17 protein-coding genes, 1 pseudogene and 1 other annotated feature are annotated in these 21,783 nt (G+C 39.0%); of the genes and pseudogenes, 2 read left to right on the top strand and 16 right to left on the bottom strand.

Features of this window, described 5'->3' with window-relative positions; all coding sequences use genetic code 11:
• The first annotated feature begins 84 nt into the window (after positions 1 to 84).
• Together HF876_RS17010 and HF876_RS17005 are read left to right on the top strand one after the other, a co-directional pair.
• A complete protein-coding gene (locus HF876_RS17010) occupies positions 85 to 1,473 on the top strand; it encodes a TldD/PmbA family protein (protein ID WP_169361246.1) in 1,389 nt (462 codons plus the stop codon).
• Positions 1,474 to 1,475: 2 nt separating this feature from the next.
• Positions 1,476 to 2,819, top strand: a complete 1,344-nt coding sequence (locus HF876_RS17005; RefSeq protein ID WP_169361247.1) for a TldD/PmbA family protein — start codon at positions 1,476 to 1,478, stop codon at positions 2,817 to 2,819.
• 304 nt (positions 2,820 to 3,123) lie between these two features.
• On the opposite strand, the pseudogene HF876_RS17000 reads toward HF876_RS17005, so the two are convergent.
• From HF876_RS17000 to HF876_RS16925, 16 genes and pseudogenes are all read right to left on the bottom strand, one after another.
• Positions 3,124 to 3,426: pseudogene (locus HF876_RS17000) on the bottom strand (transposase); the annotation flags it as partial.
• Positions 3,427 to 3,584: 158 nt separating this feature from the next.
• The gene (gene pyrE / locus HF876_RS16995; protein ID WP_169361244.1) at positions 3,585 to 4,217 is read right to left on the bottom strand and encodes an orotate phosphoribosyltransferase; all 633 of its coding nucleotides are present in this window, start codon (positions 4,215 to 4,217) and stop codon (positions 3,585 to 3,587) included.
• Positions 4,214 to 4,924 carry an orotidine-5'-phosphate decarboxylase gene (gene pyrF, locus HF876_RS16990; RefSeq protein WP_169361243.1) on the bottom strand — a complete coding sequence of 237 codons (711 nt, stop codon included), beginning with the start codon at positions 4,922 to 4,924 and terminating at the stop codon, positions 4,214 to 4,216. The genes pyrE and pyrF overlap by 4 nt, the downstream gene beginning before the upstream one ends.
• Positions 4,921 to 5,835, bottom strand: a complete 915-nt coding sequence (locus HF876_RS16985) for a dihydroorotate dehydrogenase (RefSeq protein ID WP_169361242.1) — start codon at positions 5,833 to 5,835, stop codon at positions 4,921 to 4,923. The genes pyrF and HF876_RS16985 overlap by 4 nt, the downstream gene beginning before the upstream one ends.
• The gene (locus HF876_RS16980) at positions 5,832 to 6,608 is read right to left on the bottom strand and encodes a dihydroorotate dehydrogenase electron transfer subunit (RefSeq protein WP_169361241.1); all 777 of its coding nucleotides are present in this window, start codon (positions 6,606 to 6,608) and stop codon (positions 5,832 to 5,834) included. Before HF876_RS16980 ends, HF876_RS16985 begins: the two co-directional genes overlap by 4 nt.
• On the bottom strand, positions 6,605 to 9,802 hold the full coding sequence (gene carB / locus HF876_RS16975; protein ID WP_169361240.1) for a carbamoyl-phosphate synthase large subunit: 3,198 nt from the start codon (positions 9,800 to 9,802) through the stop codon (positions 6,605 to 6,607). The genes HF876_RS16980 and carB overlap by 4 nt, the downstream gene beginning before the upstream one ends.
• Entirely contained in the window at positions 9,795 to 10,895 is a 1,101-nt protein-coding gene (locus HF876_RS16970) for a carbamoyl phosphate synthase small subunit (protein WP_169361239.1), read from the bottom strand. Before HF876_RS16970 ends, carB begins: the two co-directional genes overlap by 8 nt.
• Complete coding sequence (locus HF876_RS16965; protein WP_169361238.1) at positions 10,892 to 12,172, bottom strand: dihydroorotase; 1,281 nt, start codon at positions 12,170 to 12,172, stop codon at positions 10,892 to 10,894. The genes HF876_RS16970 and HF876_RS16965 overlap by 4 nt, the downstream gene beginning before the upstream one ends.
• Position 12,173: 1 nt before the next feature.
• Positions 12,174 to 13,052, bottom strand: coding sequence for an aspartate carbamoyltransferase catalytic subunit (locus HF876_RS16960; protein WP_169361237.1), 879 nt, complete (start codon positions 13,050 to 13,052; stop codon positions 12,174 to 12,176).
• A 145-nt stretch (positions 13,053 to 13,197) separates the two neighbouring features.
• Complete coding sequence (locus tag HF876_RS16955) at positions 13,198 to 14,520, bottom strand: uracil-xanthine permease family protein (protein ID WP_169361236.1); 1,323 nt, start codon at positions 14,518 to 14,520, stop codon at positions 13,198 to 13,200.
• Between the two features lie 22 nt (positions 14,521 to 14,542).
• Complete coding sequence (gene pyrR, locus HF876_RS16950; protein WP_169361235.1) at positions 14,543 to 15,082, bottom strand: bifunctional pyr operon transcriptional regulator/uracil phosphoribosyltransferase PyrR; 540 nt, start codon at positions 15,080 to 15,082, stop codon at positions 14,543 to 14,545.
• Positions 15,083 to 15,280: 198 nt separating this feature from the next.
• Complete coding sequence (locus HF876_RS16945; RefSeq protein WP_169361234.1) at positions 15,281 to 16,207, bottom strand: RluA family pseudouridine synthase; 927 nt, start codon at positions 16,205 to 16,207, stop codon at positions 15,281 to 15,283.
• Positions 16,207 to 16,683, bottom strand: a complete 477-nt coding sequence (gene lspA / locus HF876_RS16940) for a signal peptidase II (RefSeq protein ID WP_169361233.1) — start codon at positions 16,681 to 16,683, stop codon at positions 16,207 to 16,209. The genes HF876_RS16945 and lspA overlap by 1 nt, the downstream gene beginning before the upstream one ends.
• Before the next feature lie 416 nt (positions 16,684 to 17,099).
• The gene (ileS, locus tag HF876_RS16935; RefSeq protein ID WP_169361232.1) at positions 17,100 to 19,862 is read right to left on the bottom strand and encodes an isoleucine--tRNA ligase; all 2,763 of its coding nucleotides are present in this window, start codon (positions 19,860 to 19,862) and stop codon (positions 17,100 to 17,102) included.
• Positions 19,863 to 19,928: 66 nt separating this feature from the next.
• Positions 19,929 to 20,147, bottom strand: a binding site (T-box leader).
• A gap of 52 nt (positions 20,148 to 20,199) precedes the next feature.
• The gene (locus tag HF876_RS16930; protein ID WP_169361231.1) at positions 20,200 to 20,709 is read right to left on the bottom strand and encodes a DivIVA domain-containing protein; all 510 of its coding nucleotides are present in this window, start codon (positions 20,707 to 20,709) and stop codon (positions 20,200 to 20,202) included.
• Between the two features lie 94 nt (positions 20,710 to 20,803).
• Complete coding sequence (locus tag HF876_RS16925; protein WP_169361230.1) at positions 20,804 to 21,592, bottom strand: YlmH family RNA-binding protein; 789 nt, start codon at positions 21,590 to 21,592, stop codon at positions 20,804 to 20,806.
• Between the last annotated feature and the right edge of the window lie 191 nt (positions 21,593 to 21,783).

Raw genomic sequence — 21,783 nt, 5'->3', positions numbered from 1 at the left:
TCCAACAGATCCTCCAGCTGTCCGGATCAACTGGAAATTCTATCGGAAAGAGCTCTTATTACTAATATACGAGGGGGGAATTATATGTTAAAACAGTCCATTATAGAAAACGTATTGGAAGCAGCACTTTCTACCGGAGGAGATTTTTCAGAAATTTTTGTAGAAGATAAATACGTAAATCAATTAGTACTACAAAGCAACAAACTAGAAAAAAGTAATTCGGGTAGAGATTTTGGTATTGGTATTCGTATATTTTTAGGGTTACAAAGTATTTATACGTATACTACTGATTTTTCAGAAGAAGGTTTAATACAAGCAGCCAAGCGAGCAGCCCATGCCATCCAAGGTGGTTCTGCTGGAATCATTCATCCACTTCAAAAAGAAATTATTCAGCCACTACATACTATTGCTTTAAAGCCTCGTAGTGTAGAAAATCTTAGAAAAGTATCTGTCATGAGACAAGCAAATGATATTGCAAGAGGCTTTGATCCTCGTATTAAACAGGTAGGAATACGCTATATAGACGAGGAACAGAATGTTTTAATCGCAAATTCAGAAGGAAAGTTCGTAGAAGACACTCGTGTATATAGCAGGCTATCTATTCAAGCCACTGCTTCTGATGGTATTGAAATGCAGACTGGCTTTTATGGTCCAGGGGCTCATGCTGGGTTTGAATTCATAGAAAATCTTAACTTAGAACATTATGCCGGAGAGGCGGCTCGTATCGCAGTAAATATGCTTGGTGCTGAGGAATGTCCTAGCGGAAAGTTCCCAGTTATTATTGACAACGAATTTGGAGGAGTTATTTTTCATGAGGCATGCGGTCATGGCCTAGAGGCTACATCGGTTGCCAAAAACAATTCTGTTTTTGCTAATCGAATAGGTGAAAGAGTTGCTCCTGACATTGTATCCTATATAGACGATGGTACATTACCTAACGAATGGGGTTCATTAAATATTGATGATGAAGGTGAAAAAACTCAAAAGAACGTATTAATTGAAAATGGTATTTTAAAGGGCTATCTGATTGATAAATTTAATGCTAGAAGAATGAATGCAAAGCCAACGGGTTCTTCACGTCGACAATCATATAGATACAACCCTACGTCACGAATGACTAACACATTTATTGCACCTGGATCTTCTACTCCGGAAGAAATAATAGCTTCTACAGAATATGGAATCTATGCTAAATATATGGGCGGTGGGCAAGTTAACCCTGCCACTGGAGACTACAACTTCGCAGTTATGGAAGGTTATATAGTTAAGAATGGAGAAATAGCTCAACCAATCCGTGGTGCTACGCTAATTGGAAATGGAGCAAAGACATTACAACTAGTAGATCGTGTCGGAAATAATCTTGCTCACGGTGCTGGAATGTGCGGTTCCATTAGTGGAAGCCTTCCAGTTAACGTAGGACAGCCCATGATTCGTGTAAGTGAAATCACTGTTGGTGGAACAAAGGGGGAATAATGATGAATACAACAGACTTTCAAAAAGAGCTGCTTAAACAAGCAAAAGCCACTGGATTTTCTGAAGCAGAAGCTTACTACGAAAGATCAGATTCGTTTAAATGTATGATTTTTAATGGAGAAGTAGATAGTTATGAAACTTCTGAAGAAGCTGGCATAGGGTTTAGAGGTCTGTATAACGGAAACATGGGCTATGCTTATACAGAAAAAATAGATGAGAGCTCGATTGCCTTCTTAGTAGAAAACGCTAAGGCTAACGCTGATATCTTAGATGAAAGTGATAATTCTTCTATTTTCGAGGGAAGTAAAGAATATGTCCAACATAGCTTTTATAATCCTGAATTAAAGAAGATAGGAATTCCTGATAAAATTGAGTTTATAAAAGCCATTGAACAAAAAGTACTGGCATACGACCCAAGAATAACTACTTTAAACTATTGCATGCTAGAAGATTTTAATTCTGAACGATTAATGATTAATAATAAAGGCCTCTCTTTGCAGGATGAACGAAACGGACTTTATATTTTTGTATCTGCAGTTGTAAAAGCTGATAATGAAATGAAAACTGGACACGTTATTAAAATGACTCGTGATTTTCATACTTTAAATGCTGATGAAATTGCTACTGAGCTAGCAAAAGAAGCATTATCTTATTTGGGTGGTAAAACCATCCCTAGCGGTAAATACCCGGTCGTATTCAGACATGATTCCGCTGCTTCTCTCTTAGCTATCTTTTCTGAAATTTTCTCGGCTGAAAATACTCAAAAGGATCAATCCCTTTTAAAAGGAAAAGTTGGAGAGAAAATAGGATCAGATTTGCTGACTCTTGTAGATGACCCCTTCCACCCTGATGCTTTTTCTGGATCTTCGTTTGATGGCGAAGGAGTAGCTACCAAAAAACAAACAATTATCTCTAATGGAACATTGGAAACTATTCTACACAATCGGAAGACTGCTAAGATTGATGGCTGCGAGTCCACTGGAAATGCATATAAGTCCTCTTACAAAGGTACTTTAACTATTGCACCTCAAAATTTATATATTGCTCCTGGGGAGCAAAACAGAGAGCAGATATTAAGTAAGCTTTCAAATGGTGTTTATATAACTAATTTATCCGGGCTACACTCTGGAACAAATACGATATCAGGTGACTTTTCAGTGGAGGCAACAGGTTATCATATAAAAGACGGTAATATCGCATCACCTATCAAACAAATGACTATCGCCGGAAATTTCTATCACGTCCTGAAAACTATAGATGACATTGCATCAGATCTTACCTTTCAACCTGGAGGTTATGGATCACCCTCTATATTAGTAAAAGAGCTTGCTGTAACAGTAGACTAATAAATCTAGCATTCTTTGACTAAATAGGGAAAGAAGTAATCTCACTTCTTTCTCTTTTACTTATGGTACAAAAATCTGTAAGCATCTTTAGAGGTTGCTTTGATTCAAGGACAGCTCAACTAGGATAAATGAGGCAAATGATTATGAAATTGATTCATCCATTTAAAAATCGCCTCTCCATTAAAAATGAGAGGCGATCCAGAGTGAAGACAAAAGGGTTGGAAATCGAAACGATTTCCAACCCTTTTGCTATTATCACAGTTTACATTCTGGAAAAAGAGCTAATTCAGCTCTCGATTTTGGTTTACGCCATTGTTGGCGTTTTCCAGGTCCAGCTGGCCAACTTCTTAAGATTTAAGGCAGCAAAAGTAAGCATCACCTGCATAGACAATATTTTAAGACCCTTTAAGGTTGTCCATCGCATACCATGCTTTTCTTTGGCATCGGCAAAGACATGCTCGATCGTCTCTTTACACTTCTCGTAAATTCCTTTCATTTCATAGTTATGAAATAAGTCCTCAGCTACATCCAAATAGTCTTGCCAGATAGGACGCTGAATCATCTTTTGTTTATTCATACTCTGCGTGCATTGGTCAATCACTTGACACGTGCCCACGGAAAGCGTCCGTTCGTAGCGGAAATCAACTCTTCCTCGCGTTACTTCTATTTTAAAAGAAAAAAGACTGTAGGCGAAATCCAAAATTTTTGGAGTTTGTCTACAGTCTGAATCGCTTCTCCATTAAAAATGAGAAGGCGATCACTTCCTTATTTTAATAACCCTTGCTTCAAATCATTGTGCCACTTAGTAAGCATCGGAATATCCGCTTCTGTAATAGTTCCTACTTCCTGCGCCGCATTGACCAAAGTCTCAAAGTTAGTTAGGCTGACAAAGTTTATCTCTGCTTCTTTAAAAGACTCCTCTGCTTTCGGAAGTCCATATGTAAAAATACTTACTACTCCAAGTACTTCTAACCCAGCTTTTTGAAGCGCTTCAACTGCTGTTAAGCTACTTCCTCCAGTGGAAATTAGATCTTCGACGACTACTACCTTCTGGCCTGTCACTATTTTTCCTTCGATTTGATTTCCTCTACCATGCTCCTTTGCCTTAGAGCGTACATACATCATAGGAAGCTCTAATACATCACTTACCCATGCTGCATGAGGAATACCTGCTGTTGCCGTTCCCGCCAAGGCTTCCGTTTCTGGAAAATTCTTTTGGATTGCTTCAGCAAGACCTTTTGCAATATCCTTACGAATGACCGGAGAAGACATCGTTATGCGATTATCACAATAAATTGGTGATTCTATTCCCGATGCCCACGTGAAAGGATCATTTGGTTTTAGTTCTACTGCCCCTATTTCAAGAAGTGCTTTTGCAATTTTATGTTCAAATGTCATGCTTGTTCCTCCCACATTTTTAGAATAGTTTTATAAGCCTCTACGGGATTTTCTGCTTCTGTGATTGCACGTCCGACCACAATGTGAGAAGAGCCTAGCTTTTTAGCATTAGAAGGAGTTGCTACTCGTACTTGGTCGTGTGCCTCTCCAGTAGATAGTCGTATACCTGGAGTAACTCTTAAAAAGTCTCCCCCACAGGCTTCTGCTATTTTCTTTGCTTCTAGTACAGAGCATACTACCCCATCTAATCCTGCTTTTTGGGAAAGCCTAGCATAATGAAGAACAGATTCCTCCAGAGTTTGTTTAATCAGCTGCTCCTCTTGCATTTGCTTCTCAGAAGTGGAAGTTAATTGCGTAACGCCTATAATAGCAGGTCTTACTTTTCCAACTGATGTCCCAGCTTCCAGACCTTCTCGAGCTCTAGCCATCATAGACTCTCCACCTGCTGCATGGACGTTGATGAGATCAACACCTAAACGAGCTAATCCTTTCATCGCCTGTCCAACTGTATTTGGAATATCATGTAGCTTCAAATCTAGAAAGACATCATGTCCTTTTTCCTTTAGCTTATAAACGATAGCTGGACCTTCTTGCATAAAAAGCTCCATTCCCACCTTCACAAACAGAGAATGTTCAAAAGGGGTTAAAAAATGGTACACTTCCTCTGCTGAAGAAAAGTCTAATGCGATAATGGGGCTGTTTTTCATAATCGATGGCTCCTTCCAACTAAATCGTTTACTGTTTTATATCCAAGGTCATCTAACTTTTCTGGTAATTGATCGATTAAAGTCGGACAAATGAATGGATCAACAAAGTTAGCTGTGCCTACTGCAACCGCACTTGCTCCTGCAGATAGGAAGTCTATGACATCATCTATATTCGACACCCCTCCCATACCGATAATTGGTAGGGATACTTGTTTAGCAACGTCATACACCATACGAAGTGCGACTGGCTTAATTGCAGGACCTGATAAGCCGCCGGTTACATTAGCAATGATAGGACGTCCAGTTCGAGTATCTAGACGTAAACCAAGTAACGTATTAATCATAGTTATTCCATCTGCACCGCCAGCTTCTACCGCTTTTGCGATTTCTACTACGTTTGTTACATTTGGAGACAGTTTTACATAGACGGGAACGCTTGAAACTTCCTTGACAGCCCTTGTTAATTCTTCTGCTACTAGGGGATCTGTGCCAAACGTAATTCCACCTTGTTTAACGTTTGGACAGGAAATGTTTAGCTCTAGAGCGTATACGTTTGGTGCCTTTGAAATAGCCTCAGCAACACCAACATAGTCCTCTGTTAATGTCCCAGCCACGTTTGCAATGATCGGTACATCATATTGTTCTAGCCAAGGCAGCTCGTTTGCCATGACCTTAGCTAGTCCTGGATTTTGTAGTCCAATCGCATTCAGCATCCCTGCAGGCGTTTCAGCTACTCGAGGAGTTGGGTTACCTAGTCGTGTTTCTAAGGTTGTTGCTTTAATCATGATAGCTCCTAATTTGGATAAATCATAGAGTTGAGCATATTCCTTTCCAAACCCAAAACACCCAGAAGCAGGCATAATCGGGTTCTTTAATGACAGTCCTGGTAATTCGACAGCTAATCTATTCATACTCGAATCACTCCTGACTGGAAGACTGGACCATCTGAACAAACCTTCAGATAGTCAGCATCCATTTTTTCCGTTGTCTCACATACACATGCAAAACATGCACCAATCCCACAGCCCATTCGTTGTTCAAAGGAGAGATAGCCTTCTTTATGCGGATACATTTTTTCCATAGCAGCAAGCATAGGCGTTGGACCACAGCTATAGTACACAGCAAAGTCATCCGTCATCGTCTCTAAAACATTTGTTACAAAGCCCTTATGACCATAGCTTCCATCTGCTGTAACAATATGTGTTTCGCCAAGCTGGTTAAATAGCTCCTCATAGAAAACAACATTTTCCGATTGGAAGCCTAGAACATGAATCGGTTCAACACCTTTTTCTACTAATCTTTTAGATAACTCGTAGAGAGGAGGAACTCCAATTCCTCCACCTACTAGTAATGCCTTGTCGCCTGAAGCAGCTTTTTCGATTGGAAAACCCTGACCTAATGGACCGAGTACATCTATATAGTCCCCTGCCTTTTTCTCTGAGAGTAGCGCAGTTCCTCTACCATCTGCTCGGTAAATCATCTTGAATTCTGATGCTTCACTATCGATAGAACAAATACTAATCGGTCTTCGTAATAGTGGCTCCATTTGATTGGCTACACGTACATGGACAAATTGGCCAGGCTGATGCATTTCCTGTACAAGCATCCCCTTTAATGTAAGCATAAAAATGTTCGTCGCAATTTTTTGTTGAGATACAACGATCATCTGCTCCTGTTTAATCATGCACGAACCTCCTGTAGTTTCATCGTATCCGTTGAGAAACTCATAGACTCAATAACTCGGACCATCGCTTCTGCCGTATCTAATGAGGTTAAGCAAGGTATTCCATTTTCGACAGATTCTCTTCGAATACGGAAGCCATCACGCTCAGGCTGCATGCCTTTTGTTAAAGTATTAATAACAAATTGAGCTTCCCCTTTTTGAATAACATCAAGTAAAGTAGTTCCCTTAGAACCAATTTTGTCAACAATATCTACTGGAATACCTGCCTCTTGAATTGCCTTAGCGGTACCCTCTGTTGCAATTATGCGGAAGCCAATTGCGTGGAAACGCTTAGCGATATCTGTTGCTTCATCTTTGTCTTTATCAGAAATCGTCATTAGCACTGAGCCATGATCCTTAATTTCCATTCCTGCAGCTACTAGACCTTTATATAGGGCTTTTTCTAAGGTTATGTCTTTACCCATAACCTCTCCAGTGGATTTCATCTCTGGCCCTAGGGTAATATCTACACGGCGCAGCTTAGCAAAGCTGAATACAGGAACCTTTACATATACTCCCGGACTATTTGGTGCAAGCCCTGTTTTAAATCCTTGCTCTACAATGGATTTTCCTAAAATTGCTTTTGTTGCAATGTTTGCCATTGGAATTGATGTAATTTTACTTAAGAAAGGTACCGTACGACTTGAGCGTGGGTTTACTTCAATTACATAAACCTCGTCTTTCGAAATAACATATTGAATATTCATTAGACCTACTATTTTTAAACCTCTTGCCAGTCTTGTTGTATAATCTACCAATGTGTCTATATGTTTTTGTGATAGCTTTTGCGGTGGATATACAGCGATTGAATCGCCTGAGTGCACTCCTGCTCGCTCAATATGCTCCATGATACCTGGTATTAGAACATTCTCTCCATCACAGATTGCATCGACTTCGACCTCTGTACCAGTTAAGTAACGGTCAATTAAAACGGGCTTTTCCGGGCTAGCTTCAACCGCATTTTCCATATAGTGTTTAATTTCATCTTCATTGTAAACGATTTGCATAGCTCGACCACCTAAAACATAAGAAGGTCTAACTAATACCGGATAACTAATTTCATTAGCTATTTCAATAGCTTCTTCTACAGATACTGCTGTTTTACCTAGCGGCTGAGGAATTCCTATTTCGTGAAGAGCAGCCTCAAATTTATTACGATTTTCTGCTCGATCGATATCTTCTAGAGTGGTGCCTAATATTTTTACGCCTCGTTCTTCTAACGCTTCCGCTAGATTGATTGCTGTTTGACCGCCAAACTGTACAACTACTCCTTTTGGCTTTTCAAGGTCCACGATGTGCATGACGTCTTCTACCGTTAATGGCTCAAAGTATAATTTATCTGAGATGGAGAAATCGGTAGAAACTGTTTCTGGGTTGTTGTTGATAATAATTGCTTCATAGCCTGCTTCTTTGATGGCCCATACAGAGTGAACTGTTGCATAATCAAATTCAACTCCTTGCCCGATTCTAATTGGACCCGAGCCAAGTACGATGACACTTTCTTTATCCGTTCGAATGGATTCGTTTTCCTCTTCATATGTCCCGTAGAAATAAGGTGTTTCTGATTCAAACTCTCCTGCACAAGTATCTACCATTTTGTAAACTGGTGTAATTCCATGTTCCTTTTTATAGTTATATACTTCTATTTCTTTCACGTTCCAATACTTTGCTATTGTCTTATCCGCAAAGCCCATTCTTTTTGCTTTATATAGAATTTCTTGATTAAAAGGATTCTCCTGTATTACCCTTTCATATTGCACGATGTTCTGTAATTTGTTTAAGAAAAACAGATCTATTTGAGACCACTCATGTATTTGCTCGATGCTCACACCACGGCGAAGTGCCTCTCCTATAAAGAATAAGCGCTCATCTCCTGCGCGACGAATTCTTTTGGCAATCCATTCGTCTGTAATGGATTCGCTGTTCTTCATTTCCAAATGGAAGTGACCTGTTTCTAAGGAACGGACTGATTTTAAGATTGCCTCTTCAAATGTACGTCCTAGCGACATTACTTCTCCGGTTGCCTTCATTTGTGTTCCAAGGTTACGTTTTGCTGATTCGAATTTATCGAAAGGCCATCTAGGAATTTTTGCAACAATATAATCCAAAGCTGGCTCGAAGCAAGCATATGTCTTCCCAGTTACCGGATTCATCATTTCATCTAGTGTAAGTCCTACTGCAATTTTTGCTGCAAGCTTCGCGATTGGATAGCCAGTTGCCTTTGATGCAAGTGCTGATGAACGACTTACACGTGGGTTAACTTCAATAATATAGTACTGGAAGCTATATGGATCTAAAGCAAGCTGCACATTACATCCACCTTCGATTTTCAGCGCACGGATAATCTTTAAGGAAACATTTCGAAGCATTTGGTTTTCACGGTCCGACAATGTTTGTGTCGGAGCTACTACAATCGAGTCTCCCGTATGAATGCCTACTGGGTCAACATTTTCCATATTACAAACAACGATTGCATTATCAGTTGAATCTCGCATTACTTCATATTCAATCTCTTTGAAGCCAGCAATCGACTTTTCTAGTAGACATTGAGTCACAGGGCTGTACTTTAAACCACTAGTTACGATTTCCACTAGATCTGTATCATTGTGACAAATACCTCCCCCGGTTCCTCCTAAGGTAAAGGCTGGTCTTACTATTACTGGGTATCCGATTCGCTCTACAAACGCCTTTGCTTCGTCTAGGTTGTGGATAATATCACTTTCCGGTACTGGTTCGTTCAATTCATTCATTAACGTACGGAATAAGTCGCGATCCTCTGCTTTATGTATCGCCTCTAGTTTTGTTCCAAGAATTTCAATTCCTAACTCATCCAATATACCTGATTCATCTAATTGAATCGCCATGTTCAAACCTGTCTGTCCTCCTAAAGTTGGAAGGATTGCATCTGGACGCTCTTTGCGAATGATCTTACTCACAAATGGAAGAGTAATAGGTTCAATATATACTTTGTCTGCAATTTCTGTATCTGTCATAATAGTTGCTGGATTGGAGTTTACTAATATTACTTTGTAGCCTTCTTCTTTAAGGGAAATACATGCTTGTGTCCCCGCATAGTCAAACTCTGCAGCTTGACCGATAACAATTGGACCAGATCCGATTACTAAAATAGTTTCTATATCTTTACGTTTAGGCATGTGAAGTCTCCTTTTTGCTTTCTTTATTCATTAGTTCAATAAATTGATCAAATAAGTGGGTTGAGTCCTCTGGACCGCATGACCCTTCTGGATGAAACTGTACACAAAACACGGGATATTTTTTATGTCTTACACCTTCAATTGTTCCATCATTTAATGCTAGATGAGTAATTTCTAAATCCGTGTTAGAGATTGAATCTGCATCAATCGCATAGCCATGATTTTGTGAAGTTAGCTCTGTTCTTCCAGTAGTTAAATCTTTTACTGGATGATTTCCACCACGGTGACCAAATTTTAGTTTAAAGGACGTTGCACCACTTGCTAGTGAAATTAACTGATGACCTAGGCAAACTCCGAAGATTGGAACATTTCCTATTAGACCTTTTACCATTTCAATAGACTCTGGTATATCCGTCGGATCCCCAGGGCCATTAGATAGCATTACCCCATCAGGACGCATTGCTAAAATTTCTTTAGCTGATGTATTAAAGGGTACCACGATAACGTCACAGTCACGTTTGTTTAATTCTCTTAGTATTCCATGTTTCATACCGAAATCTACTAAGACGACTCGTTTCCCTCGTCCTGGACTTGGATAAGGTCTCGTAATAGAAACCTGCTCCACTACGTTTTTAGGAATATCAGTAGATTTTAATGTTGCCACGGTTTCTTCCACATTCACTTCTTCTCCAGCAGCTGTCAGCGTTCCTTTTAGTGAACCGTGCTTACGAATAATGCGTGTCAGCTTTCGAGTATCTATTCCTTCAATTCCTGGAATATTTTTTAAAGTTAAAAATTCATTCAATGTACTTTGGTTACGGAAGTTAGATGGGTTCTCTGCTAGCTCTCGAACGACAACTCCAGACAAGGCGATCTCTATTGCTTCAAAATCATCTGGATTAATCCCGTAATTACCTACCATCGGATACGTAAAAGTAAGTATTTGACTACAGTTGGATGGATCTGATATAGACTCCTGGTAACCGGTCATAGCAGTTGTAAAAATTACTTCTCCAATAGTCCCTAATTCACTACCAAATGCATTTCCTTTAAAAACAGTACCGTCTTCTAATATTAAATATCTTGTTTTCATGCCTGTTCCTCCTGCCATACTATTTCTCCGTTATAAATCGTTACTTGTGGCCAACCTGTACAAACCCATCCATCAAACGGAGTATTTGTTCCTTTAGAAAGGAATGCTTCTTTATCTATTTTTTGTTCTTTTTTTAAATCTACTAATACTAAATCAGCTGGAGCTCCTACTTCTAGCTTGCCAAATTCAAACCCAAATACGTTTGCTGGCTTGATGGTCAAATAATCTAGCAGTTGCTTTAATGACCATTCCCCCGTTTTCACGAAATGAGTATACAGTAATGGAAAGGCTGTCTCTAATCCAACTATTCCAAAGGGAGCCTTTTCGAAACCATGTGCTTTTTCTTCATCTGTGTGAGGGGCATGGTCTGTTGCTATAAAATCTAAAGTTCCATCTAACAATCCCTCACGTAAAGCCATCATGTCGTCTCTACCTCTTAGCGGAGGATTCATCTTCCAAATTGCATCATTTGCTGGGATATCCTCCTCGCAAAGTAATAAATGATGAGGACTTACTTCTGCAGTAACATGGATGCCGGCTTTCTTAGCGTCTCGAATCACTCGAACAGATTCCTTTGTGCTTACATGGCAAACATGATAATGTGCTCCTGCTGCTTCAGCTAATAATATATCTCTCGCAATATGTACCGATTCTGAAACGGAATGGATTCCTTTTAATCCAAGCTCTTCATTTCGCTTTCCTCTATGCATTACCCCACCGTACAAAAGGGAATTATCCTCACAGTGAGCTACAACAGGAATAGTATGTTTTGCTGCCTCTTGCATCGCTTCCAGCATAGTTCCAGCTGTTTGTACACCGACTCCATCATCTGTTAAAGCAAATGCACCAAGTTCTTTTAGTGCAGCTATATCTGTACGTTCTTTACCTGCTTGACGTATGGTAATAGAAGCATAAGGAAGTACTCGAACTAGTGCATTTTTATCTACTAAATCTAATACATGAGAGAAGTTTTCTACTGTATCTGGAACTGGACGAGTATTTGGCATCGCACAAATCGTAGTATATCCCCCTTTTGCAGCAGCCTTAGTTCCTGTTTCTATTGTTTCTTTATGCTCTCCACCTGGCTCACGTAAGTGAACGTGCACATCGATAAAGCCAGCAGACAGTAACATTCCTTTACCATCAATCACTTGCAAATCTTCTAAAGTAGGAGTAGGCGTAATTTCAGCTATTTTTCCGTCTTTTACTACAACTGAAGTAGTTTCTAATTCACCTGATTTGTTTACTAGTTGGACGTTTTGAATGATTTTTGTCATTTTATTCTCTCCCTTTTAAGATCATCTCGATAACAGCCATTCGGATATAAACACCATTTTCCATTTGCTTAAAAATTCTAGAACGTTCACACTCTACTAATTCACTAGCTATTTCCACGTCACGGTTAAAAGGGGCAGGGTGCATAATGATTGCTCCATCTTTCATCCTTCGTTCCCGATCTACTGTAAGGCCATAAGACTTGTTGTAAGCTTCCTTTGAAAAAGAAGCCAAACCATCGTGACGTTCATGTTGTACGCGAAGCATCATTAATACATCACTTGTTTCTATCGCTTCCTCAAAACTATTAATAGTTTCAAATTCTCCTTGCCACTCAGGAGGACAGACAAATTGAACGGTAGCTCCTAGTCTAGTAAGAGCTTGAGCATTAGACCTTGCCACCCTGCTATGCACTATGTCCCCTACTATCGTGACAACTTTATCCTCTAAAGTACCAAACTCCTGCCAGATCGTAAAAATATCTAACAGACTTTGAGTCGGATGATTTCCTGTGCCATCTCCGCCGTTAATGATTGCAGGCTTTACATTACCTATCAGCTCTTCAAAATAGTTGTTTTGCTCATGTCTTATAACTAGTGCATCAAGTCCTATAGCTTCCAGTACCTTTACTGTGTCATATAATGTTTCACCTTTTAACGTGCTTGAAAATCCAGCTTCAAACGGCAGCACATCGATTGGGAGCCTTCTTTCTGCCATTTCAAAGCTCATCTTAGTTCTAGTGCTCGGCTCAAAAAAGAGATTTGCCATTGTATATTTATTTTTTAAAGTAGAGGCTGCGCCTGTTCGGAATGCTTCGGCTTGTTCTAATATTGCAATTATTTGTTCTACAGATAATTCCTTCATTGAGACTAAATTTTTCATGAATATCCGCCTTTCTATAAAAAAAACCTCTTGAAAAAGCTCAAGAGGGTTCGTCAAAGCATGATCAAAGAAGAGATTTTTTACTAAAATTCTCTTTTCAATCTGAACCCTTCGTTGACTCTCTGTTCAACTTTTTAAAAGGTCATTATTCTATTGTCTCGTTACCTGATGCTTGTGCTTCTTTTTTACCTGGTAGTATCCAGTTTAAAACTACACCAACGATTGCTGCTAGTGCCATACCTTCCACACTCAAAGCCTCTGTAACAATAAATTTAGCTCCACCTATACCGATTACAAGGATTACCGACGCAATAACTAGATTTCTGCTATTCCCAAAATCAATATTTGCCTCTACTAGCATTCGCAATCCGCTAGAAGCGATAATTCCGAAAAGAAGGATAGATACTCCACCGAGTACTGCAGTAGGTATCGTTGTGATTAGAGCCATGCCTTTACCAAAGAAAGACAGTAGTATAGCGATCACAGCCGCACCCATTATGACATACACACTATATACGCGAGTAATTGCCAATACCCCAATATTTTCACCATAGGTTGTCTTTGGAGGTCCGCCGATTAACGCACTAGCAAATGTTCCAAGACCATCCCCTAGAAGAGATCGATGTAAACCTGGTTCTTTGATGTAGTCTCTATTAACTACCTTCCCTAATACTAATTGGTGGCCAATATGTTCCGAAATAGTAACAATGACAATTGGTACCATAATGAGCAAGATTCTAGAAGTAACTTCAAAGTCATAATGAACACCTGGTATTAAGAAATCAGGTAACGCTAGTAAGCTAGCCTCTTTAACTGGTGTAAAATCTACAATACCAATGAGGATAGAGTAGAGATATCCAACTACTAAGCCTATTAAAATTGGCATTGTGCTAATAATATTTTTAAAAAAGATTGTACAAATGATTGCTGTAAACAATGTCACTAGCGCTGCTGAAAAATGTAAAAAGCTATATTCTTTTATACCAGTTTCTACATTTGTAATATTCATGGCCATGTCCACTGCTACTCCTGCTAATCCAAGACCAATAACCATGATTACCGGACCAACAACGATTGGTGGTAATAGCTTCATAATCCATTTATAGCCACTCTTCCAAATGATCAGTGACACTACACCATATACTAAACCGACGAATATTGCTCCAATCATGGCATTTCCCGGGTCTATAGCTTTGCCTGTTGATTCATTTAATCCGTTCGAAGCAACTAGTATAGGAGCTATGAAAGCAAAGGAGGAACCAAGATAGGCTGGTACTTGAAATCTGGTTACCATTAAAAAAATGATAGTTGCTATACCACTAGTTAGTAATGCGATAGCGGGACTTAACCCTACAAGCTGAGGTACTAATATTGTTGAGCCAAACATTGCAAACATGTGCTGAAAGCTTAAAGTAATCAGCTGTCCACCTGTAGGCTTGTCATTTACATCTAATATTGCCTTTGACATTTAAGTCGCCACCTTTTTTGGTTTATTCAAAGATTGTTACAGCATCTATTTTGTCTGTCTCTGTAACTTTAACTACTATTTTTTCACTGCTAGAGGTAGGAATGTTCTTGCCAACATAATCCGCCCGAATTGGTAGCTCTCTATGTCCTCTATCGATCAAAACAGCCAGCTGTATTTGAGAGGGCCGGCCTATATCCATTACTGCGTCCATTGCTGCTCGAACTGTTCTTCCCGTAAATAGCACATCATCTACTAAAATTACTTTTTTGTTCGTTACATCATGGGAAATATCTACTTGCTGTACTAAAGGCTCATTAGAAGCGCTTTTGATTGATAAATCGTCTCGATATAATGTAATATCCAATTCACCCGTTTTGATTGGTTTGCCTTCAATCTTTTCGATTCTCTCAGCCAGCCTTTGTGCTAGATATGTACCTCTAGTTTTTATGCCTACTAATATACATTCTTCAATTCCTTTGTTACGTTCAATTATTTCATGTGCAATTCGAGTAAGTGCCCTGTTAATGGCTTGTTCATCTAGAATGCTTGCTTTTTCTTCCATAATTATCTCCTCCTTTTCGGAAATGTAAAAAACCTCTTGAGCTAGAAGAGCCCAAGAGGTTGTATGTGCGCGTTTAAAATATAGTGATCCTATTAATCCGCAGAATAATAGTGAGTCACTTTCACATGTACCTTCTCAGCCTCTCTGGACTGTTATTAAAGGTGAAACTATTCAATTTATTGTAATCAGTATATCTGACTATTCTTCTTTTGGCAATGCTGTTTTTCTCAAATCTTGCAATAAATCCGTGAAATCCGCTGGTAGTGGGTATGAGAATTCTAAGTATTCCCCGGTTCTAGGCTGTATAAAACCAAGAACTCCCGCATGTAAAACCTGTCCATTAAAGTTTAATGTTTTCTTTGGACCATATTTTGGATCTCCAGCTAAAGGATAACCAATATACTTCATATGAACACGGATTTGGTGTGTTCTACCAGTTTCTAACTGACATTCCACTAAAGTATATTTGTTAAAGCGTTCTAATACACGGAAATGAGTTACAGCATGCTTACCATTATCAACGACTGCCATGTTTTGACGTTCTTTTTTGTCTCGGCCAATCGGTGCATCAATTGTACCTTTGTCATGGGCAATGTGGCCATGAACAAGTGCTGTATATTTACGAGTAACAGTTTTCTTTACAAGTTGGTCTACTAAAGAAACATGGGCAACATCGTTTTTAGCTACCATTAAAAGGCCTGTCGTATCCTTGTCAATACGGTGGACAATTCCCGGTCGTAATACTCCGTTAATACCAGAAAGGTCCTTAATTTGATGCATAAGACCATTAACAAGCGTACCGCTAAGATGTCCGGGAGCCGGATGAACTACCATACCTCTTGGCTTATACACTACTAATACATCCTCGTCTTCATAAACGATTTCAAGGTTTAAGTTTTCTGCCACTATGTCTAGCTCAACTACTTCAGGAGGTGTGACAATAATAACATCGCCTTCTTTTACCTTGTAGCTTGTTTTGGCAGGCTCGTTATTAACTAATACACTACCATCTTTTATAAAATTTTGAATTTGTGTACGAGACCAGTCTGTATCAAAAGAAGCAATTGCTTTATCAATTCTCTCTTTTTCTTGTTCCTTTTCAATAATAAACGTTAATTCTTCCATTATTTCACCTTTTTCTTTTCAGCTCGTTCTTCTTGTAGTATAAAAATAATTACTACTACAACTCCTATAGTCAGGGCAGCATCTGCAATATTAAAAATCGGAAAATCATAGTTAACAATTGGAATGAGCACATCTACAAAATCAACTACTTCGCCTTTCCAAAGTCGATCTATAAAGTTACCAATTGCTCCACCTAGTAAAAGCATTAATCCTACTTGAAAAACAGGTTTCCCTTTTGCTTCCTTATGGAAGTAATAAATAATTGCAGCGATTACAATTATAGTAACTACCGCAAAAAACCCTATTTGTCCTTGGAGCATACCCCACGCGGCACCACGGTTACGATGTGAAAGCAGTGCAAAGTAAGGGTCCCAAATCATAATTTGCTCACCAAGCGTCATATTTTTAACAACAAGCCATTTTGTCCATTGATCTAAGGCAATAACAAATACTGCTAGTCCATAAAATTTCCACACATTAATTCCCCCGATAATCAAATAAGCCTTAACGACCTCTCTCGTCTGTAGTAATGAATATTACATCCAACTTATAATTATTAAAAAGATTTTTGCTGAATAATATTAAACAATCTACAATAGTTTACCATAGAAACCTATCTTACGTAAAAGAGCATCTATAGATTATACAAAGAAAAGTTAGGCTTCTCTTTAAACGTCCTGGGAAACTCTGTGTTATATAATACTTTGCTGTTTATGTAAATACTATACTAGCTCCTATAAAAAGTGCCCTAATTAACAGGTTCGCTATATAATCAATCTCGTTATAAAAAAAGCGAGTACGTAAACGATAATCGTTCACGTACTCGCCTTTATTCTTTTTGACTGTGGTTTTCGGTGCCTATGAATTTACATAAAGGACATCTATAAATTTATTATACGTAATGTTTTTCTACAACTTCTGCACAACGAGTACATAAAGTCGGGTGAGCTTCGCTTTCTCCTACTGTTTCAGCAATAGTCCAGCAGCGTTCACATTTTTCACCATCTGCTTTTTCTATTACAATAGATGAATGTTCAAGCACTAAACTGTTTGCTGGAGCCTCAGATTGGGAGCCTCCCAGAACAAACTTAGATACGATAAATAGTTGTGCAAAGTCAATTGCATCAGTATCGAACAATACTTTATATTCATCACTAACATATAACGTAACTTTTGCTTCTAATGATTTACCAATTGTCTTCGCATTACGAGATTCCTCAAGCGCTTTAAGAACATCATCACGTAGCTCCATGATTTTTTCCCACTTAGGAGCAAGCGCTTCGAAAGCTGGATATTCAACAGCATCTGGCATGTCTGTTAATTGGACACTTTCTTCCTTCTCATGCTCCAAATAAGCCCAAAGCTCATCTGTTGTATGGGGAAGAATTGGAGTTAACAGTTTCAATAAAGCTGAAAGTGTATCATACATGACGGATTGCATTGCACGACGATCTTTGTCATCTGCTCCATAAATATATACAACATCTTTTGCAATATCTAAGTAGAACGAGCTTAACTCTCCAGATACGAAGTTATTTACTGTGTGATAAACAGTCGCAAAATCATAGCGTTCATAAGCTGCTCTAACAGTCTTAATAACTTCTTGTAATTTCATGTACATGTATTGATCTACTTCACGTAAATCTTCAAATGCCACACGATTGCTTGCTGGATTGAAATCACTGATGTTCCCATGTAAGAAGCGAAGGGTATTACGGATTTTACGATATACCTCTGTCACTTGCTTAATAATTGCATCTGAAACTCGAACGTCAGCAGTATAGTCTACTGAAGCAACCCATAGTCGTAAAATGTCAGCACCTAATTGGTTCATAACTTTTGCTGGAACAATTACATTTCCTAGTGATTTACTCATTTTACGACCATTTCCGTCTAAAATAAATCCGTGACTTAGTAGCCCTTTGTATGGTGCATGACCATGCATAGCTGTACTTGTGATTAAAGAAGAGTTAAACCACCCACGATATTGGTCAGAACCTTCTAGATATAAGTCTGCTGGGAATACCAAATCATCACGTTCTTCTAAAACACCATGGTAGGAAGATCCAGAGTCAAACCAAACGTCCATAATATCTGTCTCTTTTGTAAAGATACCATTTGGGCTATGTGGATGTGTGAATCCTTCAGGAAGCAAGTCTTTCGCTTCTCTTTCAAACCAAATATTCGAACCATGCTCACGGAAAAGATTTGATACATGAGCAATTGTTTCCTCTGTTAAAATAGGTTCTCCATCCTCTGCGTAAAACACTGGAATTGGCACACCCCATACACGCTGACGAGATATACACCAATCTCCACGGTCACGAATCATATTATATAAACGCGTTTCGCCCCATGCTGGTGTAAATTTAGTGTTACGTATAGATTGTAATAGCTCATCTCTAAAAGCCTCAATTGAAGCAAACCATTGTGGTGTTGCACGATAGATGACAGGCTTTTTCGTACGCCAGTCATGTGGATATGAGTGAGTAAAGAATGTAAGCTTTTCTAAAGCTCCTGCTTCTTCTAAAGCTTCTGTAATCGCTTTGTTGGCTGTATCATAGAATAACCCTTCGAAGCCTGGTGCTTCAGCTGTCATTACTCCACGCTCATCTACTGGACAAAGCACATCTAGACCATAAGCTTTCCCTACGTAAAAGTCATCTTCCCCGTGTCCTGGTGCCGTATGAACACAACCAGTACCAGACTCAGTAGTTACGTGTTCACCTAGGATTATTAAAGAATCACGGTCATACAATGGATGCTTAGCAACTAGACGATCCATTTCTTGACCAAGAATTGTACGTTCAATAGAATACGCTTCCCAGCCTAGCTCAGCTGCCACCGCTTCTACCAAGTCTTTCGCTACGACATATTTATTTTCATTTGCTTGCACTACAACATACTCCACTCGTGGATGCAATGAAATAGCAAGGTTTGCTGGAATTGTCCATGGTGTTGTAGTCCAAATAATAAACTTGGTACCTTCTTCTAATACCCCTTTACCATCTGTAACAGCAAAGCTTACATAAATGGATGGAGATTTTTTATCTTGATATTCAATTTCAGCCTCTGCTAACGCTGATTCACTTGAAGGTGACCAGTAAACAGGCTTCAATCCTTTATAAATGTATCCCTTTTTAGCCATCGCTCCAAATACCTCGATTTGGCGAGATTCAAATTCAGGCTTTAATGTCACATAAGGATTTTCCCAATCTCCACGCACACCTAAACGTTTAAACTGGGTGCGTTGGTTGTCAATTTGTTGATAGGCATAATCCTCACATAGCTTTCTAAATTCAGCCAATGATAATTCTTTACGCTTAACACCTTTGTTTGTTAAAGCCTGTTCAATTGGAAGTCCGTGAGTATCCCAGCCTGGCACATAAGGAGCATGATAGCCAGTCATTGATTTGTGACGAACGATCATATCTTTTAGAACTTTGTTTAAAGCATGCCCAATATGAATATCACCATTTGCATACGGAGGACCATCATGCAGGACGAAAAATGGACGATCTTTCGTTCTTTCTAAAACCTTCTTGTAGATGTCCTGTTCTTCCCATTTTGCTTGGATATCTACTTCTTTGACCGGTAGGTTTCCTCGCATAGGAAAGTCTGTTTTTGGCATTAATAATGTGTCTTTGTACTCCATTTGTTCTTCCTCCTTCATTTTTCGCAGGTACTGGTATATTTACAAATAAAAAAACCCCTCATCCCAAAAAGGGACGAGAAGTTATGCTCGCGGTACCACCCTACTTGCGATCACCCAAAGTAATCGCCGCTTAGTATGTCATAACGGGACATATCCGAAGACACTTAAAAAATTCAGTGTCCTTGCTCCAAAGTGATCTTCTAAAACGCTTCATTGCTTGAGCTTCCACCATCCCCAAGTCGCTTGACTGAAATCATTTTTAGACGTCTTTTTCAATGCATGTATATATGATATGAAATTATTATAGGAAATGTACGGCCAGCCGTCAAGAAATCTCTTATTCCTCTGTAGCAGAAATACGATCGACAGCAGTAGAATCTACATCATACTCCATCAAATGATTCCAATCGTCTGTATTAATAAGATCTAATTGAGCCTCTACTAGCATTTTAAAGCGATTTCTAAACACTTTAGACTGTTTTTTCAATTCCTCTATTTCTAAAGCAATTCTCCGAGCTTTAGATAGAGCTTCATTGACAATACGGTCTGCATTTTTTTCTGCCTCTTTTACAATAAGCTTTGCTTCTTTTTGAGAGTTTCGTCTTACTTCCTCAGCAGCCTCTTGGGCAACAACTATGGATTTATGTAAGGTTTCTTCTATAGTGGTGAAATGGCCAACCTTTTCACTAGATGACTTCAATTTAAGCTCTAACTCTTTTTTTTCTTTGATGAGTATCTCTAAGTCTTTCATGATTTGATCCAGAAATTCGTTTACTTCATCTTCGTTATAACCTCTGAATCCTTTACTGAACTCTTTGTTATGTATATCAAGTGGTGTTAGTGGCATCCTATCCATCTCCTTTACATACTAATCTTCTTCCCTCTATTATACATTTCCGGCAGGTTGAAAACATCTAAATTTCAAATTTAATTTAAGGAAATCACTTTTTTGGCTCTAATCTACCAATTTGCAGTCTAATTTTGTCTTTTTTTGTTCTTCCTTCTATCATCAATAACTTTAATCGACCAAATCCTCTTACAGAGATGAGATCTAACTCCTGTAACTCTAAGGATGTTTGTTCTTTTACAGTGAAATTGACCTTTACTTTTCCACCTTGAATGATAGAAGCAGACTTTTGCCGAGAAATATTGAAAATAGATGAGATAACTGTATCCAGCCTTAAAGAGCTAACCGTATGATTTTCAGAAGTCCATATTTCCTGCTGTCTAAAATAATTAGCCGGATCTTCTACTACTTCCATATGAACTTTAACCTTACCAATACTGACGAAATTTGCTCTAACGTAGTCAAGAACCTCTGTAGCAACTACAAACTGAATTGATCCTTCCTCCACACGAATATCACCAAACTTACTTCGATCAATCCCTAAGGACATCATCGAACCGAGTACATCTTGATGCTTTAATGTTACAAATTTTTGTGGATATTTTACTTCCACTACGGTCATATTATAATCAGATTCCGCTGGTTCGAAATACGAGGGATAAAGTAGTATCCTTTTTCTCTCCGCGTCCTCTAAAGCACCAGCAGAGCTAGACTCAATTATTTCATATTGCCCACGTATAGACTCCACGATAAATTGTTGTCTTGGGTCTAAGAAATCCGTTAGCTTTGGCGCATAACGATCCTCAACCTCTCTCATCATACTAACCGTTTGCTCGATAAAAGGTTGCTCTTCTTTCCTAAAATGCTGTAATAAATGTTCCATATAATCAAGACCTCACTGAAATTTATAATTAGAAAAGCACAATCGCCTATTTCTGCCCCGACAGGCAAATGGAAAAAAGCGAGGAGGCAGCTCTTCAGCCACCGCAGTATTTTCCCATTTGACCCCGAGGGGCAAGGCGATGGAGCTAGACATCAAGAAAAGCACAATCGCCTGTCTCTGCCCCGACAGGC

It is taken from the genome of Psychrobacillus sp. BL-248-WT-3 (assembly GCF_012843435.1).
Classification (GTDB): Bacteria; Bacillota; Bacilli; order Bacillales_A; family Planococcaceae; genus Psychrobacillus.
This window is presented reverse-complemented; position numbering and strand designations above follow the sequence as displayed.